This is a genomic window from Halomonas sp. I5-271120, from assembly GCF_030553075.1.
Lineage (GTDB): Bacteria > Pseudomonadota > Gammaproteobacteria > Pseudomonadales > Halomonadaceae > Onishia > Onishia taeanensis_A.
The window spans coordinates 2,623,134-2,646,459 of the sequence record NZ_CP130701.1 but is presented as its reverse complement, the minus strand read 5'-3'; the positions used below and the strand labels follow the sequence as shown (position 1 = coordinate 2,646,459).

Below are 23,326 nucleotides of genomic sequence, written 5' to 3'. Positions count from 1 at the left end.
GCCCCGGGCGAGCGGCACGAGGCCGCCATCGGCTCAGCGGGCCTCACGGTTATCGACGCCGGCATCGGCAAAGGTCGCCATCTCCGAGAGCATCGCGGTCGCCGCCTCGAGCAACGGGAAGGCCAGGGCAGCGCCGCTGCCCTCCCCCAGCCGCAGGGAAAAATCCAGCAGGGGGGCGGCGTCCAATGCCGCCAGGGCCCGATCATGGCCGGGCTCATGGGAGCGATGGCCAAATATCAGATAGGGGCGCAGTGATGGCTCGAGGCGGCAGGCGGTAAGCGCGGCGACGGTGGCAATAAAGCCATCGACGAGAATCGGCAGGCGGCTTGCGGCGGCGCCGAGGTAGGCCCCCACCATGGCGGCGATCTCGAGCCCGCCCAGGCGGGCGAGCACGTCCATGGGATCGTCGGGATCGGCCGCCCGAGCGACCAGAGCCGCCTCGATGACGGCCTGCTTCCTGGCCAGGGCATCGCCGGCCACACCAGTGCCCGGCCCCACCAGCTCGGCTACCGGCACACCGGTCAGGGCGGCCAGCATGGCCGTGCTGGCGGTGGTATTGGCGATGCCCATTTCGCCGACGATCAGGCAGCGACAGCCGGCCTTCGCGGCGCGCTCGGCGGCACGCCGGCCAACCGCAATGGCCGCCCGGGCCTCGTGCTGGGTCATGGCGTTCTCACGCGCCATGTTGCGCGTCCCCGGACGCACCTTGTCATGCACGATCCCCGGGCCCGACACGTCACTCGCCACCCCGACATCGACCACCTCGAGCCGAGCGTCGATGCGTCGCGCAAAGACGTTGATGGCCGCCCCACCGGTGACGAAATTAGCCACCATCTGGGCAGTCACGGCCTGGGGAAAGGCCGAAACGCCTTCCTCTGCCACGCCGTGATCAGCGGCGAAGACCACTACGCCGGGCGGCGTGACGCTGGGGAAGTCCTCGCCGGTAATGGCGGCCAGGGTCACCGCCAGGGACTCGAGGCGCCCCAGGCTGCCGGGTGGCTTGGTGAGGGTATCGAGGTAGCGACCGACCCGTTCGGCACAGGCTGTGTCGAGACCGGGAATCAGTGGCGAAGGATCATTCACGGCGCGTCTCCGGAGATTCTTTTCAAGCCAGGCATCTTACCAGAGCCTCACCCGCGGAGCCTGGCCTGCAGTGGCCAGGGCTCGGCCTGCGCGCCTCACCGACAGGCCAGAGACTCTGGCGCGAGCATGCGCCTGGCGACGCTTTGTGACAGACAGTGACCTTTATCCACTCGCCGCCCTGAGACTCGGCTAGCCTGAGAAAAGGACGCCCCAGGCAAAGGGTGCAAGGGCGATAATCACAGAGGGCATGACAATGCGCTTTCATCAGGTAAAAGAGCTGGTGCACTGGGCGGCGGATTATCACCAGCGATTGGCGGAGCACTACGCCAAGCACGCCGGCGACGATGTCAAAGAGCGGGTGCGCATGGCCCTCGAGTATCTGGCCAATCATGAACGCACCCTGCAGGCAAACCTCGAGGATTACTTCACCGACGGCAGCGATCACCACGCCGTGCTGGACACCTGGTTCGACGACCCGGCCGACTTTCCCCACCTGCCGGTGCTCGATCGGCTTCCCGGATGCATGGACTGCGAAAGCGTGCAGGACGTGCTGGCCACCGCCCTGACCACCCACAAGACGCTGCAGGATCTCTACCGGCACCGGGCCGACCGGGCCAGCATCGAGGAAGAGCGCGAATTTTTCGCTGCCCTCGCCGCCGGGCACGATGGCGAAGTGCGCCGGCTGGCCCGGGATATTCAGCGTCTCGAGGATTATTGAAGGGCGGCTAACAGATCAGGACTGCAGAAGGTTGGAAAAAGAGCGAGGCTGCAGAAGGTGGCAAATACAGTTGGTCCGTATAGCGTGTCAGGCTTTACGCGGAAGCTGCCTCACGTAGGATGAGCAGGCCATTCGCTGCCAGGAACATCGATGTCTCCAAGCCAGATCAGCAAGACCAAGACCAGCTTCTATCGCCGCCTCTATGTGGCCTACCTGATCGAGCAGGGAATCGCCAGCGTGCCCGCCCTGACCGAGGCCACCGGCATGCCAAGGCGCACTGCCCAGGACACCCTCAACGCCCTGGCCGAGCTGGACATCGACTGCCGGTTCGAGCCCGAGCCGGGCGAGCGCCACAACATTGGCCGCTACGTGATTCATGACTGGGGCGCCATCAACCCCGAGTGGATCGCCCGCCACCAGGCCGCCATCAAGACGGCGCTGGGCTATCCATGAGCGCCAGATCGACCCGGTCGTGACCTAACAGCGGTCTCCAGCCGACCCGCGCACTCTCCCGCGCACTCTCTAGAAGCGATCCGCGCGGAAAGGCGCCATATCGATGGCGGGTGTCTCGCCATCCATCAGCTCGCCGAGCAGACGCCCGGTCGCCGGCCCAAGCGTGAAGCCCTGATGGCCATGGCCGAAGGCAAACCACAGCCCCTTGTGTGACGGCGCCGGGCCGATCACCGGCTTCATGTCCGAGGTGCAGGGGCGAGCGCCCTTCCAGGGCGTGTCGTCGCGCCTGGCCCCCAGCGGCACCAGCTTGCGAGCCACCGCCTCGGCCGCATCCAACTGATCCAAAGCCGGCGCGGCATCCCGGTTCGCCAGTTCGGCACCGGTGGTCAGGCGCACGCCGGCGCGCATCGGCGCCAGCAGATAGCCGATCTCAGCATCCATGACCCAGTGATTGAGCGCACGCCCTTCCTGCAGGGCGTAATGCATGTGATAGCCGCGCTTGACGAACAGCGGCAACTGGTAGCCCAGGCGACTCAGCCAGTCGCCGGACCAGGGGCCCATGGCCATCACCAACTCACCGGCCTCCAGAGAGCCAGCGTCGGTTTTCACCTGCCAGCCATCAGCGCTCTGGGCAACCGACTCGACGCTTGCCTTGACCACCTTGCCGCCCAGCGCCTTGAAGGCCTCGGCATAAGCGGCCACCAGGCCACCGGGATCGGCGACGGTCCAGCTGTCGCGCCACAGAATCGCACCGATGATCTCGTCTGACAGGTCGGGTTCCTGTTCGGCGAGCGCTGCCCGATCGAGCCGGTCATAGGTGAGGCCAAACCGCTTTGCCAGGGGGGCCACCTTGGCCAGACGCGCCTCGAAGGCCTCGCGGGTGCGATAGAGCTCCAGCCAGCCGTCGCGGCTGACCAGGGCATCTGCCCCGGCCGCCTCGATCATCGGTGCATGTTCCTGAGTCGACAGCGCGATCAGCGAAGCGTATTCGGACAGAATTCGCGCATAGGGGCCCGGCGCTGAATTCTGCCAATAGCGAAACAGCGAACTGGCCGATTCCAGCATGCCGCTGGGCCGGTAGCGGATATCCACGCGGCGGTTGGGCACCACCTGCATGAGGGTCTTGGCATCCCGCGGGAAGGGATAGGGCGCCACCGCTTCGCGCTGGATGATGCCGGCATTGCCAAACGACGTCTCGTGGCCCGGCTCCCGGCGATCGACCAGCACCACCGAACGCCCCCGCTTGGCCAGGTGATAAGCGATCGACACGCCGACCATGCCGGCCCCCAGGACGATGGTATCGCTGACATCACGTTCCTTGGACATGCAAACTCCTGACCTTGAGGGAAGACAACCGGCACTAACCGGACCTCCATTCTAGAGCATATGCCGACGCCTGCCATGCCGACCGCTGCCCGAGGGACAGCTGACGCCATGGCATGGCTCGCGTAAGCTTGAGGACTTCCTATTTCCCGCCGGAGATCCCATGACCGATCGCGACACGCGCCACCAGCAATCGATGCAGAAACTCAAGGCCCACGTCGACGACAAGGTGGCCAACGCCACCGAAGAACGCGGCCTGCTGATGGTCTTCACCGGTAACGGCAAGGGCAAGACCACCGCCGCCTGGGGCACCGTGACCCGCGCGCTGGGCTACGGCTATAAGGTCGGCGTGATCCAGTTCATCAAGGGGCTATGGGAATGCGGCGAGCGCGAGCGGCTTAACGACGATGCCAACCTCGAGGTCGCGATCATGTCCACCGGTTTTACCTGGGACACCCAGAACCGGGAGAGCGATACCAAGGCCTGCCAGGAAGTCTGGCAGGAAGCCAAACGCATGCTCGAGGACCCCGAGGTCTACCTGGTGGTGCTCGACGAGATCACCTACATGATGAAGTACGGCTACCTGGACAGCGCCGAGGTTATTGCCGCACTCGAGAACCGCCCAGCGGAGCAGACGGTGATCATTACCGGCCGCAACGCCAACCGCGAGGTGGTCGCCATGGCCGACACAGTGACCGAGATGCAGGAGACCCGCCATGCCTTCAACGCGGGGCTCAAGGCACGCCGCGGCATCGATTTCTGAGCCACGAACTTTCTCGCCGCCTGCGGCTCACACATGACGATGCCCTCGCCTCACAGGCCGAGCCGGCCCCATTCGGAAATGGAGACGACCAATGAATGCCAAGGGAATCCTCGATCAACTGATGAAGCAGGCCGGCGGCCAAAGCAAATCCAGCGGCGGCTTCGACGCCCAGCAGCTGGTCAAAGGCCTTTCCTCTCAGTTCAGTGGCAATAGCGGCAAGGATGGCACATCCAGCGGCGGCTTCGACGTCAAGAGCCTGCTCGGCGGAGGCGCCCTGGGCGCGCTGATCGGCTCCAAACGCGGCCGCAAGATGGGCGGCAAGGCGCTCAAGTACGGCGCCATAGCAGGCGTCGGCGTGCTGGCCTGGAAGGCCTGGCAGAATCGCCAGGCCAGTGGCGATTCTGCCCAAGAAGGCTCGCCCATCGACGACTTGGACGGCCAGGCCCAAGAGCAGCGCAGTTTGGAGATCCTACAGGCAATGATTATGGCCGCCCGGGCCGATGGCCACATCGACGACGCCGAGCGCCGCCAGCTTGGTGAACAGATAGAAGCCCTAGGCGCCGACGCTGAGCTACAAGCCTGGGTTGAACGGCAGTTTCAGGCGCCGCTGGATGCCGAAGCGTTGGCCCAGCAGGCCGATTCGCCCCAGGCCGCCCGGGAGATCTATCTTGCCAGCGTGGCGATCATCGACGACCAGAACCCCATGGAGCGCGCCTGGCTCGATCAGCTTGCCGCGGCCTTGGAGCTAGACGCCGAGATGCGCGCCGAGCTAGAGCGTCAGGCCCTCGGTGCTACACAGGGCTGAACGACCAGACGCTTCCGAGCAGGCGCTTACGAACAGACGCTAACGACTAGAACGATTACTAGAGAGCTACCGCCGACGATGGCCGAGCCGACCCAGCAATGCTGCGTTATCGACCACCGGTTTGGTCATCTCGGGCAACACTTTTGCCGGCAGCGCCATGATGCCGGCCTTCTCATGGACAGTAAGCACCCACTCTTGGCAGCGCCGGCAGCATAGCTTCTCGCCGCCGTGCCCCGCGTGTCGATGCTCTAGCTCATCGAAGCCGCCGGCGAACTGCACCGACACCTCTGGCCAGAACAGCAGCTTGGTGGCACTGCCATCCGCCCCGCAGCAATCCGCACAATCGCAGTGTGCCGCGCCCAGCGGCGCCCCGGTGACCATTAGCGTCACCGCCCCGCAGCCACAGTCGCCCTGGTAGAAAGGTCCATTGCTCATGATGGGCTCCATTGGCCAACAATGATGTTGCCAGTGTGACAGCGACCGGCAGCGCTCTACCAGCTGGCACCTTGCTCGCAGGCAGACGGGAGCATCGAGTGGAAAAGTGCTCAAAGGGCGCTTGAAGCCAGAATAATAGAAAGGGACGCTTCAGCGATGAAGCGACCCAAAAACTTCGGAGCAGGGTCAGTGACTACCTCTCTTTTATTGCCGGTAGCAATGCGCGCCAGCGCAGCTTAGGTGCGTCCTACAGCAGCCGGTGGTTAAGCTGCATCGAAGTCCAGTGGATGAATTTCATCAAGATTGACCGTGTTGCGGGCCACCCACAAATCGTACATATCCTGCATCGCCAACCAGCTCTCAGGTGTACGCCCCAGAACCTTGGATAGCCGAAGCGACATTTCCGGGCTAACACCACTCCCCCCTTTGAGTAGCCGAGACAACGTGGAGGGTGAAACCCCCAGACTGGACGCAAGCTGACGGGCACTGATACCGAAAGGCTCCAAGTAGACCTCCCGAATGAATTCACCAGGATGCGGCGGATTATGCATAGTCATTAGTGATAATCCTCATAATCAAGAATGTAGGCGTTACCGTCCTGAAACTCGAACGTCATGCGCCAATTTCCGTTAACTCTGACCGACCACCGCCCCTTATCCTTTCCCATCAATGGATGAAGCCGAAAGCCAGGGATGTCCATGTCCTCCACCGAAGTAGCAGTATCCAGAGCAGCTAGCTGCATACGCAGCTTCTTGGCGTGATCAGGCTGGATGCCAGATGTGCTGCCGGTTGAGTAGAACCGTTTCAGTCCTTTGTGACGGAATGATTTAATCATGAAGGAATAATAGCATGTTGCGCATCACGCAACAATAGATCTTAACACCGGAGCACATCGGCGACCTTGAAGTGGCGACGCAGTAGCCACGGAAAGGGCATCCGGCGGCCACCGGCCTCGAACTACTGTGTCTTTTATATATTTAGAACTCCGTATTCACAGTAACCACCACATTGGATGGTATACTGAGTGATATTTTATGACGTGACCGCTCTCGTGCACTTGGGATACAAGCTTCGGGGTCAGATAGCTCTACCATGACGGGAAGCATCTGGTTTCTCAAAGAAACGATATTCCTGTTGGCGCCATCCGGCTCTCCCCAAAAGACCACCGCCCCCTCTGAAGATGTCCGACACTTAAGCCAACAAGTTTCCTTTTCAATAGACGAGCCATCTTCCATAATTTCAGTCAGTACTATTTCCATTTGGTCTCACCTATACATAACGCCCGGCTCACGCGCCGATTTGGAGCCCGCGAAGAGGCGAAAACCGGTAGCCGTGCAGCCGTTTGTCGGGTGGCATTTCCACAGGTTTCCGTATTGCGACTCTAATTAGCTTTCCCTTGGACAAGATTTAATGCCGGTCTATAAATAAAAGGCACCCAATATGAAGGTGCTTCTTTATCACCACGAACTTCAAAAAAGCCAATTTCAGCAAGACGCCGCGCCATCTCTCCAGCTTGCTCCTCAGTCACCCCCCAAACCTGAGCCAAGGAAGTGCTCGTTTGTTCCGCTCGCTCCCCTTCCAACTTAGTTACATAACTTGCAACGTCCGCATACTCTGCGAGAAGCGTTTGTTCAAAGCGAGTTTTCGAAACCTGAGGAAGTGAGTCTTTGAAGGCAGCCCGATCCATCAGAATATCCCCTTCAGGATCGTCCTCACCTCTCTCTAGCTTCTGAATTTGGATAGTTTTTGCCGTATCTAAAAGGTGAATCACTTCTCTCGGAACGGGATTTCCACTCGCATCAACAGTTCGAGATAATATCCACCCAAAAGTGTAGGGGTTTCTACCAGTATCTACTTTTTCCGGCGCTATTCGATAAAACACTTCTTTTTGATCAGAGTAATTCTTTCTGATCTCCTCTGGATCAATTTCCAAATAACGTGAAAAAATTTCATTTGAAACTAGCCGAGAAACCACCAGGTTCATCAATGAATTCTCTGACCATGTTATATTTACTGTTTTTGTAATATGGCTCGCCTCAGTGAAGCCTCCCTTTGTAATCCTTTTCCATATATCATCTCTAACAAATATTTTCAAAGCGACACTAGAGAACCCTTTCATATCATTGTACGCTCTAAATAATGCCCGCAGCGCATTTCTCTCCATATCTGGAGAGTCTGCAAAAGCCACATCAAGTCGATCAAATAACAGCCACATTTTCAGGCCTTCTTTCTCCAAGGCCGAGTTGGCGAAGTGCAATAACTCATCGGCAGGTATTTCAGCAAGATTCTTTTCATCAGATTGTTCTCGAAACTCCGTTTTTCTTGACACGGTAGGAGCTCCGCTTGATGGGTCTATAGTAACAGCATGTTCTATTGCCTGGGCATCCCTGCTGAACCAACGTTTTATGTAACTTGATACGGCTCTAAACATCACAGATAAAACGCCAGAATCTGGAAGCAGCTTGGCCTTTTCAAGGGAGCTTACTAACGCACGTGCCGCATCATTACTTATGTCATAGTCTCGAAGAGTTCTCGCAATTAAGGTTAGGCAATAAAGCTTCCACAAATAGATGAAGGCAGTTTCACTAGGGGGCGGCTCCGAAATGACATGGCTGAAAACTGTGGCCCCTCGTACATTTTCCCCTGAAGAAAGCAGAATTCCCTCATCAAAAAAATCATCTTCTCGCCTATTCAAGAGAGTGTAGAGCGCACTCTTTCCTGATCCCTTCGGACCATATACAACATCTATTCTTCCCGAGCGAATCTGACTCCACTGATCAGTTTCAACAAAATACTTCTCTAGGCTCTCGACTTCGTCCTCGGCGACCCGTGCCCCAAGTTCGAGAGACTGAAGAACTTCAATCTTTGATGTCACGCTGACTCCTCGATAAGCTGAAATTCTAAAATTTAAGAAACCACCCAACTGTTCAGCATTTCTTCGCCGTGCAATATTCTCATGCCACCTAAGTAACCCATTGATTTCTCGATGCATTTCCATTGGCGTGGCTATATAACACCAATAAACGCGCCTGCTCCCTTTGCCGGCAGGGCCGATTTAGGTCTTAAGCCACCATCCTAGGTCCGACCATAGCCTTTTGCTTATAAAGGCACAACGCCGCCGATGATCACGCCAGGCTTTCTTGTAGCGCTCGCTCCGCTTGATCGAGTTCGAACTGGCTGAAGACCCGCACGCCGTGGCGTTCGAGTAATGCGGCGGTTACGCCCTGGCCGGGCACGCGCTGGCCGGTAAAGCTGCCGTCGTAGAGGGCACTGCTGCCGCAAGAGGGGCTGGCTTCGGTGAGAATGGCGACGCGGATGTGATGCCGCTGACACAGCGCCAGGGCCTGTTCGGCGCCGCTTAGGAAGGCTTGGCTGACATCTGCGCCGTCCCGGGCGATCACCTGGGCGGTGCCGTCCAGCACCGCGGCGCCTGTGCCGCCCTGAATCTCGGCGGGAGGCCGCGGAGTGCTCATGCCGGCCTGTACTTCGGGGCAGGCGGCTACCAGGCGCCCTTCCCGGCGCCAGCGCTCCAAGGTGGGATCATGCAGCGCCTTGGCGCCGCCGTCGTAGCGCACCGGCTGGCCGAGCAGGCAGGCACTGATCAGTAGCTTTTCCATAAGCGCTAGCCTGCCATGCCACACCGGCGCATGGGAATCTCATTTACCGCCTCAGGCCCCCTGAGCCATGGCCTGCTGGAGGAAGGCCTCGCAGCGTTGGCGCGCTGGACGCTCGTTAAGGCCAGCACAGTAAGCCTCGAACTCGGGCCGCCAGGGGATGGAGCCAAACTGCAGGCCCCAGCTCAGGTGAGCCCCCACATAGATATCCGCGGCACTGAAGGCGTCGCCGGCAATATAGCGCTTGCCCGCAACAGCGCCTGCCAGGGTATCGAGCACCGCCTGAAGGCTGCCGCAGCCAAGCTGCATCTGCTGACGCTCGTCCGGATGGACTCCCAGCAGGCCATTGAGCGAGACGGCGGTTTCCAGCGGCCCAGCCGCGAAGAACAGCCAGCGGTAGTAGTCGCCCCGCAGCGCCAATGGCGGCGCTAGCCCGGCTTGGGGGAAGGCATCGGCCAAGTAGGCACAAATGGCGGCGGTCTCGGTAACCACTACGTCGCCGTGGCGAATCGCCGGCACCTTACCCATCGGGTTGATGGCCAGGTAGTCCGCGGCTTTCATCGAGGTGCCGTAATCCAGCACTACCATGCGATAGGCTACGCCAAGCTCCTCCAGCATCCAGTGGACGATGCTTCCCCGCGACAAGGGATGGGTATAGAAGACCAGCTCGTCTGTCGCCGCCCCTTCCCCGCGATCACTGCCCCAGGGCCCCTCGCTGATCTGGCTGGCCGCGTCCTGTCCGACGGCGCCTTGATCGTTGCCCGCCAGTTTGAGGCCTGTCAGGCGCTGCGCTTGATCATCGGGTAGAGCATCCGACACCTTGTCACGCAGCTGTGCGGCCGGAGCGGCCAGCGGGCCCGCCGCATCCTCGACCTTCACCAGCCCCAGCGCCAACGCATCGAGCTGATCGTCGGTCAGCATCAGCGCCGGAAGCAGCACCCCGGGGGCCAACGTATAGCCGGTGCCGGGAACATGCTCGATGTCGGCACCTACCGCTTTGAGCACGGCGATATCCTGATACAGGGTGCGCAGCGAGATGCCCTGCGTCTCGGCCAGTGTCGTGCCGCTCACCGGACCCTCGTGGCGGCGCATTACACGGACAATATCCTGCAAGCGAGTCTTACGGGACATGTAGTTGGTCTCCTCGGGTTGCTGGCACTGGCGCCATCTTCTGGGCAGGTTGCTCAACGATGGATGGCTCAAGGCCTGATGCAAGGACTGTCTGGCAGCACGACTTGGCAGCACAGCCTGTCAGCACGGCGCGGCCAGCAATATCGACACGGGTGTCGGTTCTTGGATCATGAAGTAAGCCCCAGACATGGCGTCCTTGATACGCGCTCTCACAGGCCTCTTGGCCTTCCGGGAACGCGAACGCTTACAGACTAGCAGCAAGTGTCAAAAAACGAAGGGATGGCCGTAAAAAAAAATCAACAACGCCCGCCTGACGCCATCATGTCAGCTAAGGGGCCTAGGCTGTGGCTGCCCGTCAATCGGCGCAGGTTGCCTGTGGGTTGTAAATCCAGGGCTTGTAAAACCAGAGCTTGTAAAACCAGGGCTCGAAGAATCAGGGCCCGAAGAATCAGGGCTTATAGAAGATGAAATCGCCAATGCTGGCCGTTTCGGTGAAATCCGCCGCCCAATAGGGAAGGATAGTGCGTTGATGGAAAAACATCGCCCCGCCGGTGTGATCCGAAAGCTGCCCATTGAGTGCCTGGCGCGCGACCTCCTTGACGATCGCATAGCGCTGCGGCTCCTGGACATCATCCCCGCGACCATCGCACCACCACGAAAACTGACAGTAGCCCTGCTCGCCGCCCTGCTTGACCACGCCACAGATGGTGTCCGGAAAACCGGCATCAGCGAGTCGGTTCATCACCACATTGGCAACGGCGGCCATGTCATCGGTGCCTTCTCCCTTGGCCTCCCAATAGACAGCACGCGCAAGGCAGGTGATCGCATCATCCAGGGGCGAAGCCCCCAACGGGTCCACCGCCTCGATGCCGGGACGGGTGATGGCCACGGCCGGATCGGGGCGCGACTCGCTGCCACCGTCGACGATGCTCTGCTCGATCAGCTCCGCCTTATCCTGAGCGATCGTGGACTTTTGCTCGCGGGTTAGCTGCTCGCTATCCGCCGCCATGACGGGCTTTGCGGTCATCAGCACCACCAGGCAAAGCACCAGAACTGACTGGTACATGGGTGAACCTCCTCAATGCAGCACCGCGGCGCCATGCCGACAGGGCTCCTCGACCGATAATACTCCACGGTATCGGTGCGGATAATCCGCAAAAACTGCTAGCTTACACAAAATGCCTCGCCCACAAAAAACGGCGAACCGAGGTTCGCCGTGGAAGGTGGCCAGAGCGCCTGACCGAGAGAGACCGTTGTCGTGGAGATCAGATCTCGAAACCGAGGCCGAAGTCCTCGGCGGAAATCGCCATCAGCGAGGCGCCGCCGGCCTTGATAATTTCCGCATGGGCACGGGTGCGCGGCAGCAGGCGCTGATAGAAGAAGCGCGCGGTATCGAGCTTGGCCCGATAGAAGGCGTCCTCCTCGCCGCCAATCGCCTGCTGGGCCTGCTTGGCGGCGCGGGCGAACAGGTAAGCAAGGGTCACGTAACCCGAGTACATCAGGTAATCGACGCTGGCGGCACCGACCTCCTCGCGATCATTCATCGCCTTCATGCCCACGCCCATGGTCAGCTCGCCCCATTCGGCGTTGAGCTTGGCAAGGGGCGCCACGAATTCCTTAAGGAACGGATTATCGGCTTCGGCCTTGCAGAACTGGTGAATTTCCTTGGTGAAGACCTTGAGGGTCTCGCCCTGGCTCATCAGCACCTTGCGACCCAACAGATCGAGGGCCTGGATACCGGTGGTGCCCTCGTAGAGCCGAGTGATACGCGCATCGCGCACCAGCTGCTCCATGCCCCATTCCTTTATGAAGCCGTGGCCGCCGAACACCTGCACGCCCTCGTTGGTGGCTTCGAAGCCGACCTCGGTGAGGAACGCCTTGACGATCGGCGTCAGCAGGCCAAGCAGGGTCTCGGCCCGCTCTCGCTCCGCCGGGTCCTGGCCGTGCTCGACCAGGTCAACCAGCTGCGCGGTGTACATCACCAGCATCCGCCCACCCTCGGCGAAGGCCTTCTGGGTCAGCAGCATGCGCCGCACATCCGGGTGCACGATGATCGGGTCGGCGGGTTTGGCCGGTGCCTTCGCGCCGGACAGCGCACGCATCTGCAAGCGGTCGCGGGCATAGCCAAGCGAATTCTGGAAGCTCGCTTCCATTAGGCCAAGACCCTGAATACCCACGCCGATGCGGGCCACGTTCATCATCGTGAACATGCAGGAAAGCCCCTTGTGGGGACGCCCCACCAGATAACCTCGGGCGCCATCGAAGCTCATCACGCAGGTAGCGTTGCCGTGGATGCCCATCTTGTGCTCAAGCGATCCGCAGGATACGCCGTTGCGCGCGCCCGGGTTGCCGTTTTCATCCGGCATGTCCTCTGGCAAGTACTTCGGCACCACGAACAGCGAGATGCCCTTTGAGCCTTCCGGGGCGTCGGGCAGCTTGGCCAGCACCAGATGCACGATATTCTCGGCCAGGTCATGCTCGCCCGCCGAGATGAAGATCTTGGTGCCGCTGATGTCATAGCCGCCGTCATCAGCCGGCACCGCCCGGGTCTTGATCAGGCCCAGATCGGTGCCACAGTGAGGCTCCGTCAGGCACATGGTACCGGTCCAGACACCCTCGACCAGCTTGGTCAGGTAGGTGGCCTTCTGCTCGTCACTGCCGTGGTGGCGCAAGGCATCGGCGGCGCCATGGGAGAGCCCCGGGTACATGCCCCAGGCCAGGTTGGTGGCGCAGGTCATCTCGGAGAGCGCCATGCCCAGCGAATGCGGCAGGCCCTGACCGCCGAATTCCGGCTCGGCGGCAAGGCTCGGCCAGCCCCCCTCGACGTACTGGCGGTAGGCCTCTTTGAAGCCCTTGGGCGCCTTGACCTCGCCGCCTTCCAGCAGGCAGCCCTCGCGATCGCCGCTCTGGTTGAGCGGCAGCAGCACCTCGCGGGAGAAGCGCGCGCCCTCTTCGAGAATCGCGCCGACGACATCCGGCGTGGCGTCTTCGCCGCCCGGCAGCCGCGCGTAGTGGCCGGGGAAGTCCAGCAGCTCGTCCATCACGAAGCGCAAGTCGCGCAGGGGGGCCTGGTAGTCGGGCATCTCGCACACTCCTGAAAACATCATCCGCACGGCCGCTGCCGAAGGATTAAAACATGTGTTTGAAACTATCCAGCTACCCGCCTGTAGTCAAGCGATCGTTTGAATAATGACCTGCCACTATGGTCGAGCCCCAGCGGCTGCGCCGACGGGATGAGCGTCGGCTCCATGACCATCAACACGGTAGGTACGACAAAAAAAGCCGCCGGACGCATAAGCGGCCGGCGACAGGCAAGAAGAAAGAAGAAAGAAGAAAGAAAACCGATAGCGAGCCCGGATCGCGCCGAGGCCTCACGGCAAGTGAATGGCTCACTGCATGCGAATCCCCCCGTCTAGTCGAATCACCTCGCCGTTAAGCATCACGTTAGTGATGATCTGCTCGGCGAGGCTCGCGAACTCCGCGGGCTTGCCAAGGCGCTTGGGAAACGGCACAGCGGCAGACAGCGCGGCCACCGCATCCTCGGGGATGCCGCTCATCATCGGGGTCTCAAAGACCCCGGGGGCGATACTCATCACCCGGATGCCGTGACGCGAAAGTTCACGAGCCAGCGGCAGGGTCATGCCCGCCACGCCGGCCTTGGAAGCGCTGTAGGCGGCCTGGCCCACCTGGCCGTCGAAGGCCGCCACCGAGGCGGTGGTGATGACCACCCCCCGCTCGCCATCTTCACCCGCGGCGTTATCGGCCATGGCGGCAGCGGCCAGCCGCAGGACGTTGAAGGTGCCGATCAGGTTGATCTCGACGGTGCGCGTAAAGCCTGCGAGGTCGGCGGGGTTGCCCTCTCGATCGAGCAGTTTGGCCACGCTGACCACGCCTGCACAGTGCACCACCCCGTGTAGGCCACCCGTATTCAGGGCAAGGTCGACGGCGGCCTGGATATCCGCTTCCTTTGTCACATCGCCGCGACAGGCCGTGGCGGCCTCGCCGAGCCCGGCGGCCAGTTCGTCTATCGCGTCGTTCAGGTCGCAGAGCACCACTCGGGCGCCGCCGGCGACCAGGCGTTCGGCGGTGGCAGCACCGAGCCCGGAGGCGGCGCCGGTGATCAGGAAGGTTTTTCCAGTGACTTGCATGGTCTCTCTCCGGTTTATGACGCGCGGGCGTCGTCGGCTGCCTGGGCACGCAGCTTGAAGCGCTGGATCTTGCCGCTGGGCGTCTTCGGCAGCTCTTCGATGAAGGTGATGACCCTCGGGAAGGCGTGAGTCGACAGGCGCTCGCGCACCCGCTGACGAATCTCGTCGGCCAACTGCTCGCTGGCCTCGAAGCCTTCGCGCAGCACGATGTAGGACGTGATGATTTCGCCACGGATCTCGTCGGGCTGGCCGACGGCGGCACTTTCGGCAACCGCCGGGTGGGTCATGACGGTATTTTCGACATCAGTGGGACCGACCCGGTAGCCGGCCGTGGTAATGATGTCATCGTCGCGGCCGGCAAACTGGAAGGTGCCGTCCTCGGCCTGCACCACCACATCGCCGGTCAGGTAATAGCCGTCGACGAACGGCCGCTTTTCCTGCCAGGTGTAACCCGCGAAGAAGTGTGCTGGAGAGTTGGCGATATCCACTGCCAGCACGCCGGGCTCGCCCGCCGGCTGTTCGTGATTTTCGGCATCGAGTATCACCAGACGATAACCCGGCATCGGCACACCCATGGCGCCGACATGCTTCGGGTGTTCGAGGCCGTGATGGTTGCAGCAGGTCATGCCGGTCTCAGTCTGGCCATAGTGGTCCATCACCGCACAGCCCAGCGCTTTTTCAACCCAGTTCACTACTTCGGTGTTCAGCGGCTCGCCAGCGGAGCTCGCTGCCCGCAGAGACAGGTCACGGTGGGCATCATCGAACAGTCCCGACGCCTTCATCAGCCGGTAGGCGGTCGGCGCGGCGGCGAAGTTGGTAATGCCATGTCGCTGCATGAAGGCAAGCGCGCCCTCGGCCGTGAAGCCGGCCTCGCAGAAATGGGTGGTACCGCCCAGCAGCAGCGGGCCGGTGATGGCGTAATACAGGCCATAGGCCCAGCCCGGATCGGCCATGTTCCAGAAGCGATCATCGTCGCGCAGCCCGACGGCCAGCTCCATGTAGCTGGCAAAGGCCGGTAGCGCGGCCAGCGGCACCGCCACACCCTTAGGCTTGCCGACGGTCCCAGACGTAAACATCTGCAAGAAGGGCGCATCGCGGCTCAGGCGCGGCGGCGTGGCGGTCATCGGTTCATGGCCGATAGCCGTCTGCCAGTCGAGATCCTCTGGGTGCTGGGCATCGGCGCCTTCTATGCACATCACCGCCGGACACCGGGTCAGGCCATCGAACTTGGCGCGATTGGCATGATCGGTGATCACCAACTGCGTGTCGGCCCGCGACAGGCGGTAGTCGACGGCATCCGGCCCGAAGGCGGTGAACAGCGGCTGATACACGGCGCCGATGCGCCAGGTGGCCAGCACGGTGATCAACAGCGCCGGGGTGCGCGGCAGCATGCTGGCGATGCGATCACCGACGCCCAGTCCCCGTTCTTGAAACCAGCCGGCCAGCCGAGCGCTCTGGGCATCGAGCTCGGCATAGCTCAAGCGCGATACCTGACCATCGACGGACTCGTGCACCAGTGCCGTAACGTCGCCGCGACCGGCACGCAGCTGGCGCCCGCAGCAGGCCTCATAGGCATTGAGATGGCCGTCACGATGGTCATCGAGACGGGCCACGCTTTCATCAAACGAAAAGGGCGTCTCATCGAACGAAAAGGCCGTACTGGGGGGCTGATAGGGCTGGCGCGGTGTTGTCATGTTGAGCCTTCTCCTGGGGCTTGGGCCTTTTCGACCATGGCTACCACATCATCTAGTTAACGTTAACGTCAACTAGTAAGTTAGCAGCATGGACAGACCTAGCAAGCGCTTGCTACAACGTCTTTAGTCGCGCACGCCAAAACGCCCTGACATGCGCTTGCTGCCAACGCCTAACGCGATGAAATAACCTAGGGTCATAGAAACCAGAGCGCGATGAGACAGGAAAAGGCTCTGAGCGGCCAGAAAGCGCAGCGCTGAGATAATCGGAAGGAAGACGCATCGCCGCGCCGACGGCCAGAGCCGTCTATCGCGACAGATGACAGGAAACCGCCGGAGATCAGGCGGGCGTCGCCGCCGGCGCGCCGAGCATGTCGATCAGCTCGCTTGCCAGCGCATCGGGGGAGTAGGCACCGGCGGGGTCGTACCAGCGCACCGTCCAGTTCAGGGCGCCGAGCACGAAACGCGAGACCAGAAATTTATCACCGCGGATCAGGCCGGCCTCCAGGGCGTCGCCAATCACGTCCTGCCAGAGCTGTTCGTAGGCATCGCGCAGGTGACCAAGATGGTCGCGGGAGGCTTCGTCGAGCCGCCGCCACTCGTAGAGGGCCACCACATGGGCATTGCGATCGGTGAGCAGGGTCTCGAGGTGCGCGCGCGCCATGGCATGCAGCCTGGCCTCGGCCCCGCCGTCGCACTGCGCAAGGGCCTCGCGGGCGATGGCCAGGGCGTTATGGGTGCCCTCTTCGATGACCGCACAGAGGATTTCCTGCTTGTCGCGGAAATGATGGAAGAGGCTGCCCGATTTGATGCCCATTTCCTGAGCCAGCATGCGCACGGTGGTGCGATCGAAGCCTTCCTGAACGAACAGTTGGGCAGCGACGCGAATCAGTTCCCGGCGCCGCGGCGAGTCATTCACTACATTCATCGCATTTACACTAGCGCTTGCTTGGTTAGCCTTGAGAAGACCATAGCGCCCATCTGCGGTCAACGGCCCTGCCCCGCGATCGCCAAGGAGTCATACCATGTCCACTTCCCACGAGATCGTGATCCTGGCCGCCACCCGCACACCGATGGGCGGCATGCTGGGCAGCCTGTCGAGCCTCACCGCCCCTGAGCTCGGCGCTACCGCCATCCAGGCGGCCCTGTCGCAGGCCGGCATCGATGCTGGCGCTGTCGATGAAGGCATCTTCGGCTGCGTGCTGCCGGCCGGCGTCAAGCAGGGGCCGGCGCGCCAGGCGATGCGCCAGGCCGGGGTGCCCGACGGTGTCGGCGCCACCACCATCAACAAGCTGTGCGGCTCCGGCATGAAGGCCACCATGCTGGCACATGACCTGATCCGCGCCGGCAGCGGTGAGCTGGTGCTGGCGGGCGGCATGGAGTCGATGTCCAATGCGCCTCACGTGCTGACCAAGGCCCGTCGCGGCTATCGCCTGGGCCATGGCGAGCTCAAGGATCACATGTTCCTGGACGGCCTCGAAGATGCCGAGACCGGGCAACTGATGGGGGTGTTCGCTCAGAATATCGCCGATCAGCGCGGCTACAGCCGCGAGCGCATGGATGACTTCGCGATCGCCTCTCTGGAGCGCGCCATGGCGGCCCACGAGGCCGGGCACCTGGCCGGTGAACTAACGCCGGTCACGGTCAGCGGTCGCGGCGGCGACAGCGTGGTGGATCACGATGAGCAGCCCTTCCAGGCGCGCCTCGACAAGATTCGCGGCCTGCGTCCGGCCTTTGCCAAGGACGGCACCATCACCGCCGCCAACGCCAGCTCCATCTCCGATGGTGCCTCGGCGCTGGTGCTGGCCAGCCGTGAGGCCGCCAAGACCCACGGCGCCAGGCCGCTTGCCCGAATCCTCGGCCACAGCACTCACTCCCAGCACCCCAGCGAGTTCACCATTGCCCCGGTGGGCGCGATCGGCAAGCTGATGAAGCGCCTCGACTGGACGGTGGATGACGTCGACCTGTTCGAAATCAACGAAGCCTTCGCGGTGGTTACCCTGCTGGCCATGGATGGGCTGGACATCCCCCACGACAAGGTCAACATCTTCGGCGGCGCCTGCGCCCAGGGCCACCCCATCGGCTCCACCGGCTCGCGGATCATCGCCACCCTGATCAATGCGCTGCGCGTCACCGGCGGCAAACGTGGCATCGCCAGCCTGTGCATCGGCGGCGGCGAAGCCACCGCCGTGGCGGTCGAACTGCTCGACTAGCCGTGTGAGCAAGGCTTGCCTGCAAAGATCGACACGCCATGCGCAAGGATCCTTCACCAACGCCCTGTGAAACGTAAAAAAAGGGGAAGCCGATTGGCTTCCCCCTTTTATTTCAGGGCCTACGTTTCAGGACCTATGTTCCAGAACCTACGTTTTAGGACCTATGTTCCAGAACCTACGTTTCGGGGCTTATGCTTCGGGGCTTATGTTTCAAGACCCGGTGCGTATGCCCGAGCGACTTAGCCGTAACGGCCGGTGATGTAGTCCTCGGCCTTCTTGGTATGCGGGTTGGCGAACATCGTCTTGGTGTCGTTGTACTCGACCATTTCCCCCAGGTGGAAGAAGGCCGTGTAGTCCGCCACACGTGCCGCCTGCTGCATGTTGTGGGTCACCGTGATGATGGTGAAGTCCTGCTTGAGCTTGTCGATCAAGTCCTCGATGGTCGCCGTGGAGATCGGGTCCAGCGCCGAGGTTGGCTCATCCATCAGGATCACATCGGGCTGCACGGCGATCGCGCGGGCGATACAAAGACGCTGCTGCTGACCACCGGACAGGGACGTGCCGGGCTGTTGCAGCTTGTCCTTGACCTCGTTCCACAGGCCGGCCTCGCGCAGCGCCTTCTCTACCAGCTCGTCCTGATCGGCCTTGCGGCTCACCAGGTCATGCATGCGCGGGGCGTAGGCGATGTTTTCGTAGATCGACTTGGGGAAGGGGTTGGGCTTCTGGAAGACCATGCCCACCCGACGCCGCAGCGCGACCTCATCCATCTTGGCCTCGTTGATGTCACGGCCGTCCATCTCGATCAAACCATTGAGCCGCACGCTGGGGATCAAGTCATTCATGCGATTGAGGCAACGCAGGAAGGTCGACTTGCCGCAGCCCGACGGGCCGATCAAGGCGGTGACGTTCTTCTGAAAGACATCGGCGCTGATGTTCTTCAGGGCCTGGGTGTCGCCATACCACAGGTTGAGATCGCGCACGCGAATGCTCAGTTCGTGATTGGCCTGTTCATTGCGGGTAACCGGCTGCCCGGCATCGTGACCTGACATGGTGACTCCACGGTCGGCAACTTTCATATCCATAGTGACGTATCCTGTTGCAAGTGCCGGTCGGTTACCAGCGACGTTCGAATTTCTTGCGCAACACCACGGCCGTTGCGTTGAGAGCGATCAAGATGGTCAACAGCACCAGAATGCCGCCGGCGGTCTTCTCGGTGAAAGCACGATCCGGCTCACCGGCCCAGGTAAAGATCTGTGCGGGCATCACCGTGGCGGCATCGGTAAAGGTCGCCGTGACATCGGGGATGAAGGCCACCATGCCGACGATGATCAGCGGCGCCGTCTCGCCCATTGCCTGAGCCAGACCGATGATCGAGCCGGTCATGATGCCCGGCATGCTGACCGGCAGCACATGGTCACGCACCACCTGCCAGCGCGAGCAGCCCACCCCGAAGGCAGCGTGGCGAATGGTATCCGGCACGCTGCGCAGCGCCGTGCGGGTAGCGATGATGATGACCGGCAACGTCATCAGCGCCAGCGTCAGACCGCCCACCAGCGGCGAGGAACGCGGTACACCGAAGAAGTTGATAAAAATCGCCAGACCCAGCAGACCAAACAGAATCGAGGGGATCGCCGCCAGGTTGTTGATATTGATTTCGATCATCTGGGTGAAGCGATTGTCAGGGGCAAACTCCTCAAGATAGACCGCCGTCATCACGCCGATCGGGAAGGCCACCGCAATAGTCACCAGCAACGTCATCACCGTGCCCATCGCGGCGGAGGCGATACCGGCGAGCTCTGGCATCTTGGAATCGCCGCGGGTGAAGAAGTTCGTGTTGAACTTGAGCTCGGCACGCCCCTCGGCGGCGAGCTCATCAACCACCGATTCCTCGCTGGCGCTCAGGTTGGTGTGATGGCCCTTCAGGTACTGATCGACCTGGCCGTCGGCCAGCACCCATTCCATGCGGGTGGTGCCGAGCAGGTCGGGGTTGTCTTCCATGCGCCCCGGAATCAGTCGCAGGTAACCGCGGCTGACCAGCGGGCGCACGTCTTCCTCAACCGCCGCCAGAGGAATGTCCTGGGCCATCTCGTTGTAGTCGACCTGCACCTGAACCTGGGCCTGCTGAAACGCCGGCAGCCCCTTGATCAGCATGTCGGTAAAGAAGAACACCAGGAATAGCCCGGCCAGGCCCAGGGCGCCCATCGACATCCACTTCAGGCGAGCAGACTTGCGATGGCGGCCCTTGAGCTGGGCGCTGATATCGTCGAAGGATTGTCTCATTGTCCGATTGGCCTCAATCGATCACAGGTTATTGGAGCGATACTTTTCGCGGAAACGACGGATCATGATCACCGAGACCATGTTCAACGTCAGGGTCACCACGAACAGCACCAGGCCCAGGGCGAAGGCAGATAGTGTCTCGGCGCTGGCGAACTCCTGATCACCGGTCAACGCCGCGACGATGCGCACCGTTACCGTGGTCATGTCTTCCAGCGGATTGGCGGTCAGGTTGGGGCGCATGCCGGCCGCCATCACCACGATCATGGTCTCGCCCATGGCACGCGATATGGCCAGTAACGAGGCTGAGATGATGCCTGGCAAGGCGGCAGGCACCACCACGTCCTTGATGGTCTCGGCGCGCGTCATGCCAAGCGCTAACGAGCCCTGGCGCATGCTGTCCGGGACCGCATTAATGACGTCATCGGAAAGTGATGAGATGAAGGGAATAATCATGATGCCCATCACGATGCCCGGCGCCAGGGCGTTGCTGTAGGAAGCCTCCAGACCCACCATGCCGGCGACGCTGACCACCAGCGGCGCCACGGTAATCGCAGCGAAGAAGCCATAGACAACCGTAGGGATACCCGCCAGCACTTCCAGCATCGGCTTGGCGACGGTGCGCACCTTGGTCGGCGCAAACTCGGACATGTAGATCGCCGACATGAGGCCTACCGGAATAGCCACCAGCATGGCGACCAGGGTGATCATGAAGGTGCCGGCGAACAGCGGCACCGAGCCGAACTGAGCGGCCGTGGCTCCCTCTTCGGCGCGGCCCGCAGCGGCCAGGAAGCTTGCACCGGGGTTCCATGTAGTACCGGTGATGAAATCCCAGAAGCTCTGCATCTGGAAGAAACGAATCGCTTCGGAAATGATCGAGATCAGAATCCCGAAGGTCGTGAAGATCGAAATCATCGCCGCACCGGCCAGAATAAAGCGAATGGTTCGCTCTATGGCCTTGCGCGCATGAAAATCAGGGCGTACCTGCGTCATTGCCACCATCATGCCGCCGGCGGCGACTACCAGGCTGGCGGCCAGCAGGTAGGGCGTGGGGATATTTGCCCCCATCAACAGCAAGGCGAAGGCGCCAATGGCCCCCACGGCCACCGCAGGCCCGGCAGTGGCGAGGGCCGCAAACCAGGCATATTGGTCGGGCTGTGCATACATCGCGGTACCACTGGCACGCACCTTGGCGGCCTTGGCACGGCCCATGAAGAAGGCTATCAGCCCCAACATCAGCAAGGCGCCGCTGAATAGCAGGATCAGTTGGTTAGTCTGCATGGGAAGCTCTCAGTCAACGGGGCTCGGCAAAATCAGCTTGCCGGAACGTACAGAAGCCGGCAGCTCATCGCTGCCGGCCGATTCAACCATCAGGTGACGTTGCCGTTCACTTGATGTCAGACAGTTCCAGTGTCTTGTGGTTGGCCACTTGTTCGCGACGCTCGGCGCGCAGCTCCTCCGGAGCCGGGATCAGGCCGATGCCCTTGAGGTAGCCGATGTCACCGATCATCTTCTCGCTCATGAACAGGTTGGCATAGTCATTCATGGCCGGCACGTTGTCGGCGTGCTGGTTCTTCACGTAGAAGAACAGCGAACGAGACACCGGGTATTCGCCGCTGCCGATTGCCTCGGGCGTCGGCGCCACGCCGTCGATGCTGGAGCCGATCAGGGTGTCGCCGTTCTCTTCCAGGAAGGAGTAGCCGAAGATACCGAAAGCATCGGTGTTCTCGGCGAGACGCTTAACGATCAGGTTATCGTTTTCGCCAGCATCGATGTAAGCGCCGTCGGCGCGGATGTCGGTGTAACCTTCACCACCATAGGCTTCCATATCTTCGGAAGCGGCTTCCATGACCAGTTCTTCGAAAGCATCACGGGTGCCAGAGGTAGTGGGCGGACCGTAGACGGCAATTTCACGAGCCGGCAGAGACGAGTCGATCTCGTTCCACTGGGTGTAGGGGTTATCGACCAGTTTGCCATCGACCGGCACCTGGGCGGCCAGCGCCATGAACAGCTGTTCGCGAGTCACGGGCATCGCGTCATTTTTGCTGGACTGGGCAAAGGCAATGCCGTCATAACCGACCATGGCCTCGGTGATATCGGTCACGCCGTTCTCTGCACAGCGCTCGAACTCGGAGACCTTGATACGGCGAGAGGCGTTGGTGATATCGGGGGTATCATCACCCACACCGTTGCAGAACAGACGCAGACCGCCACCGGAACCGGTGGATTCGATGACCGGCGTCGGGTAATCGGTAGTGGCACCGAATTCTTCTGCAACGTAGCTGGCAAACGGATACACGGTGCTGGAGCCGACGATGCGCAGCTGGTCGCGAGCCTGAGCGGCAGTCGCAAAGCCCATAACGGCGGCAGCAATGGCGGTGGTCTTGAGAATACGGTTCATGCAGGTAACTCCTGTCGATGAGGGTGTTCAACCTTCGCGACACATACGATGACGCAAGTAGATGACAACTTCGTGACATGTGAGACATCTTCGACACGCTAGACCAACACACCCACCACCGCCAGGCTGCATAGCAGCATGAACCCCCGTCGTAGAGCCTGTTGCAGGCCGGACAGTGTCCCTCTCGAACACCACGTCACGCCCCCGTGCGCTCATCAACTCCCGCCAATGCGCTCATCAATTCCTCCAAATACGCCCTCTCTTCAAACCA

Annotated in this window: 22 protein-coding genes; 5 read left to right on the top strand and 17 right to left on the bottom strand. The window is 61.4% G+C overall.

The genetic code is table 11. From position 1 onward, the window contains the following. Positions 1 to 33: 33 nt before the first annotated feature. Positions 34 to 1,083: a nicotinate-nucleotide--dimethylbenzimidazole phosphoribosyltransferase gene (cobT, locus tag Q2K57_RS11760; protein WP_304525171.1), complete on the bottom strand. Its 1,050-nt coding sequence runs from the start codon at positions 1,081 to 1,083 to the stop codon at positions 34 to 36. A 247-nt stretch (positions 1,084 to 1,330) separates the two neighbouring features. Between cobT and Q2K57_RS11755 the strand changes: the two genes are divergently transcribed. Both Q2K57_RS11755 and Q2K57_RS11750 read left to right on the top strand, forming a co-directional pair. Next, entirely contained in the window at positions 1,331 to 1,801 is a 471-nt protein-coding gene (locus Q2K57_RS11755; protein WP_304525170.1) for a 2-hydroxyacyl-CoA dehydratase, read from the top strand. 150 nt (positions 1,802 to 1,951) lie between these two features. Continuing rightward, positions 1,952 to 2,254, top strand: coding sequence for a helix-turn-helix domain-containing protein (locus Q2K57_RS11750; protein WP_112053506.1), 303 nt, complete (start codon positions 1,952 to 1,954; stop codon positions 2,252 to 2,254). A 69-nt stretch (positions 2,255 to 2,323) separates the two neighbouring features. On the opposite strand, the gene Q2K57_RS11745 is transcribed toward Q2K57_RS11750, so the two are convergent. Then, a complete protein-coding gene (locus Q2K57_RS11745; protein ID WP_304525169.1) occupies positions 2,324 to 3,580 on the bottom strand; it encodes an FAD-binding oxidoreductase in 1,257 nt (418 codons plus the stop codon). A gap of 160 nt (positions 3,581 to 3,740) precedes the next feature. Between Q2K57_RS11745 and cobO the strand changes: the two genes are divergently transcribed. Then, a complete protein-coding gene (gene cobO / locus Q2K57_RS11740; RefSeq protein ID WP_304525168.1) occupies positions 3,741 to 4,340 on the top strand; it encodes a cob(I)yrinic acid a,c-diamide adenosyltransferase in 600 nt (199 codons plus the stop codon). A gap of 91 nt (positions 4,341 to 4,431) precedes the next feature. Then, positions 4,432 to 5,145, top strand: coding sequence for a tellurite resistance TerB family protein (locus tag Q2K57_RS11735; RefSeq protein WP_304525167.1), 714 nt, complete (start codon positions 4,432 to 4,434; stop codon positions 5,143 to 5,145). A gap of 66 nt (positions 5,146 to 5,211) precedes the next feature. On the opposite strand, the gene Q2K57_RS11730 is transcribed toward Q2K57_RS11735, so the two are convergent. The 11 genes from Q2K57_RS11730 to Q2K57_RS11680 form a co-directional block, all read right to left on the bottom strand. Further along, positions 5,212 to 5,580, bottom strand: a complete 369-nt coding sequence (locus Q2K57_RS11730; RefSeq protein ID WP_304525166.1) for a hypothetical protein — start codon at positions 5,578 to 5,580, stop codon at positions 5,212 to 5,214. Between the two features lie 263 nt (positions 5,581 to 5,843). After that, a complete protein-coding gene (locus Q2K57_RS11725; RefSeq protein ID WP_175069757.1) occupies positions 5,844 to 6,137 on the bottom strand; it encodes a HigA family addiction module antitoxin in 294 nt (97 codons plus the stop codon). Further along, the gene (locus tag Q2K57_RS11720) at positions 6,137 to 6,415 is read right to left on the bottom strand and encodes a type II toxin-antitoxin system RelE/ParE family toxin (protein WP_175069758.1); all 279 of its coding nucleotides are present in this window, start codon (positions 6,413 to 6,415) and stop codon (positions 6,137 to 6,139) included. Before Q2K57_RS11720 ends, Q2K57_RS11725 begins: the two co-directional genes overlap by 1 nt. A gap of 546 nt (positions 6,416 to 6,961) precedes the next feature. Beyond that, positions 6,962 to 8,455 carry a P-loop ATPase, Sll1717 family gene (locus Q2K57_RS11715; RefSeq protein WP_304525165.1) on the bottom strand — a complete coding sequence of 498 codons (1,494 nt, stop codon included), beginning with the start codon at positions 8,453 to 8,455 and terminating at the stop codon, positions 6,962 to 6,964. A gap of 250 nt (positions 8,456 to 8,705) precedes the next feature. Next, positions 8,706 to 9,197, bottom strand: coding sequence for a DUF523 domain-containing protein (locus Q2K57_RS11710; RefSeq protein WP_304525164.1), 492 nt, complete (start codon positions 9,195 to 9,197; stop codon positions 8,706 to 8,708). Positions 9,198 to 9,248: 51 nt separating this feature from the next. Then, the gene (locus Q2K57_RS11705; protein WP_304525163.1) at positions 9,249 to 10,325 is read right to left on the bottom strand and encodes an HTH domain-containing protein; all 1,077 of its coding nucleotides are present in this window, start codon (positions 10,323 to 10,325) and stop codon (positions 9,249 to 9,251) included. A 448-nt stretch (positions 10,326 to 10,773) separates the two neighbouring features. Beyond that, a complete protein-coding gene (locus Q2K57_RS11700) occupies positions 10,774 to 11,391 on the bottom strand; it encodes a cell wall hydrolase (RefSeq protein ID WP_304525162.1) in 618 nt (205 codons plus the stop codon). A 199-nt stretch (positions 11,392 to 11,590) separates the two neighbouring features. Next, positions 11,591 to 13,408, bottom strand: coding sequence for an acyl-CoA dehydrogenase C-terminal domain-containing protein (locus tag Q2K57_RS11695; RefSeq protein WP_304525161.1), 1,818 nt, complete (start codon positions 13,406 to 13,408; stop codon positions 11,591 to 11,593). Positions 13,409 to 13,714: 306 nt separating this feature from the next. After that, entirely contained in the window at positions 13,715 to 14,473 is a 759-nt protein-coding gene (locus tag Q2K57_RS11690) for an SDR family NAD(P)-dependent oxidoreductase (RefSeq protein ID WP_112053519.1), read from the bottom strand. Between the two features lie 14 nt (positions 14,474 to 14,487). Next, positions 14,488 to 16,167 carry an AMP-binding protein gene (locus Q2K57_RS11685; RefSeq protein ID WP_304525160.1) on the bottom strand — a complete coding sequence of 560 codons (1,680 nt, stop codon included), beginning with the start codon at positions 16,165 to 16,167 and terminating at the stop codon, positions 14,488 to 14,490. Between the two features lie 337 nt (positions 16,168 to 16,504). Then, positions 16,505 to 17,092 carry a TetR/AcrR family transcriptional regulator gene (locus Q2K57_RS11680; protein WP_112053521.1) on the bottom strand — a complete coding sequence of 196 codons (588 nt, stop codon included), beginning with the start codon at positions 17,090 to 17,092 and terminating at the stop codon, positions 16,505 to 16,507. 97 nt (positions 17,093 to 17,189) lie between these two features. On the opposite strand from Q2K57_RS11680, the gene Q2K57_RS11675 reads away from it, so the two are divergent. Beyond that, a complete protein-coding gene (locus Q2K57_RS11675) occupies positions 17,190 to 18,377 on the top strand; it encodes an acetyl-CoA C-acyltransferase (protein WP_304525159.1) in 1,188 nt (395 codons plus the stop codon). 239 nt (positions 18,378 to 18,616) lie between these two features. On the opposite strand, the gene pstB is transcribed toward Q2K57_RS11675, so the two are convergent. The 4 genes from pstB to Q2K57_RS11655 all read right to left on the bottom strand — a co-directional run bounded on the left by pstB (position 18,617) and on the right by Q2K57_RS11655 (position 23,055). Beyond that, positions 18,617 to 19,453, bottom strand: a complete 837-nt coding sequence (pstB, locus tag Q2K57_RS11670; RefSeq protein WP_369700310.1) for a phosphate ABC transporter ATP-binding protein PstB — start codon at positions 19,451 to 19,453, stop codon at positions 18,617 to 18,619. Positions 19,454 to 19,490: 37 nt separating this feature from the next. Beyond that, positions 19,491 to 20,657 carry a phosphate ABC transporter permease PstA gene (pstA, locus tag Q2K57_RS11665; protein ID WP_304525157.1) on the bottom strand — a complete coding sequence of 389 codons (1,167 nt, stop codon included), beginning with the start codon at positions 20,655 to 20,657 and terminating at the stop codon, positions 19,491 to 19,493. Between the two features lie 21 nt (positions 20,658 to 20,678). Continuing rightward, a complete protein-coding gene (pstC, locus tag Q2K57_RS11660; RefSeq protein ID WP_304525156.1) occupies positions 20,679 to 21,935 on the bottom strand; it encodes a phosphate ABC transporter permease subunit PstC in 1,257 nt (418 codons plus the stop codon). Between the two features lie 106 nt (positions 21,936 to 22,041). Continuing rightward, positions 22,042 to 23,055 carry a PstS family phosphate ABC transporter substrate-binding protein gene (locus Q2K57_RS11655; RefSeq protein WP_304525155.1) on the bottom strand — a complete coding sequence of 338 codons (1,014 nt, stop codon included), beginning with the start codon at positions 23,053 to 23,055 and terminating at the stop codon, positions 22,042 to 22,044. Between the last annotated feature and the right edge of the window lie 271 nt (positions 23,056 to 23,326).

What these genes read in the sequence shown, in the direction of transcription:
- Q2K57_RS11680 (WP_112053521.1), bottom strand. Translation starts at nt 17,092, where the DNA reads ATGAATGTAGTGAATGACTCGCCGCGGCGCCGGGAACTGATTCGCGTC.
- Q2K57_RS11690 (WP_112053519.1), bottom strand. Translation starts at nt 14,473, where the DNA reads ATGCAAGTCACTGGAAAAACCTTCCTGATCACCGGCGCCGCCTCCGGG.
- Q2K57_RS11675 (WP_304525159.1), top strand. Translation starts at nt 17,190, where the DNA reads ATGTCCACTTCCCACGAGATCGTGATCCTGGCCGCCACCCGCACACCG.
- Q2K57_RS11710 (WP_304525164.1), bottom strand. Translation starts at nt 9,197, where the DNA reads ATGGAAAAGCTACTGATCAGTGCCTGCCTGCTCGGCCAGCCGGTGCGC.
- Q2K57_RS11655 (WP_304525155.1), bottom strand. Translation starts at nt 23,055, where the DNA reads ATGAACCGTATTCTCAAGACCACCGCCATTGCTGCCGCCGTTATGGGC.
- Q2K57_RS11695 (WP_304525161.1), bottom strand. Translation starts at nt 13,408, where the DNA reads ATGCCCGACTACCAGGCCCCCCTGCGCGACTTGCGCTTCGTGATGGAC.
- Q2K57_RS11755 (WP_304525170.1), top strand. Translation starts at nt 1,331, where the DNA reads ATGACAATGCGCTTTCATCAGGTAAAAGAGCTGGTGCACTGGGCGGCG.
- Q2K57_RS11735 (WP_304525167.1), top strand. Translation starts at nt 4,432, where the DNA reads ATGAATGCCAAGGGAATCCTCGATCAACTGATGAAGCAGGCCGGCGGC.
- Q2K57_RS11700 (WP_304525162.1), bottom strand. Translation starts at nt 11,391, where the DNA reads ATGTACCAGTCAGTTCTGGTGCTTTGCCTGGTGGTGCTGATGACCGCA.
- Q2K57_RS11685 (WP_304525160.1), bottom strand. Translation starts at nt 16,167, where the DNA reads ATGACAACACCGCGCCAGCCCTATCAGCCCCCCAGTACGGCCTTTTCG.
- pstB (WP_369700310.1), bottom strand. Translation starts at nt 19,453, where the DNA reads ATGAAAGTTGCCGACCGTGGAGTCACCATGTCAGGTCACGATGCCGGG.
- Q2K57_RS11705 (WP_304525163.1), bottom strand. Translation starts at nt 10,325, where the DNA reads ATGTCCCGTAAGACTCGCTTGCAGGATATTGTCCGTGTAATGCGCCGC.
- Q2K57_RS11750 (WP_112053506.1), top strand. Translation starts at nt 1,952, where the DNA reads ATGTCTCCAAGCCAGATCAGCAAGACCAAGACCAGCTTCTATCGCCGC.
- Q2K57_RS11720 (WP_175069758.1), bottom strand. Translation starts at nt 6,415, where the DNA reads ATGATTAAATCATTCCGTCACAAAGGACTGAAACGGTTCTACTCAACC.
- Q2K57_RS11730 (WP_304525166.1), bottom strand. Translation starts at nt 5,580, where the DNA reads ATGAGCAATGGACCTTTCTACCAGGGCGACTGTGGCTGCGGGGCGGTG.
- cobO (WP_304525168.1), top strand. Translation starts at nt 3,741, where the DNA reads ATGACCGATCGCGACACGCGCCACCAGCAATCGATGCAGAAACTCAAG.
- Q2K57_RS11745 (WP_304525169.1), bottom strand. Translation starts at nt 3,580, where the DNA reads ATGTCCAAGGAACGTGATGTCAGCGATACCATCGTCCTGGGGGCCGGC.
- pstC (WP_304525156.1), bottom strand. Translation starts at nt 21,935, where the DNA reads ATGCAGACTAACCAACTGATCCTGCTATTCAGCGGCGCCTTGCTGATG.
- Q2K57_RS11725 (WP_175069757.1), bottom strand. Translation starts at nt 6,137, where the DNA reads ATGACTATGCATAATCCGCCGCATCCTGGTGAATTCATTCGGGAGGTC.
- pstA (WP_304525157.1), bottom strand. Translation starts at nt 20,657, where the DNA reads ATGAGACAATCCTTCGACGATATCAGCGCCCAGCTCAAGGGCCGCCAT.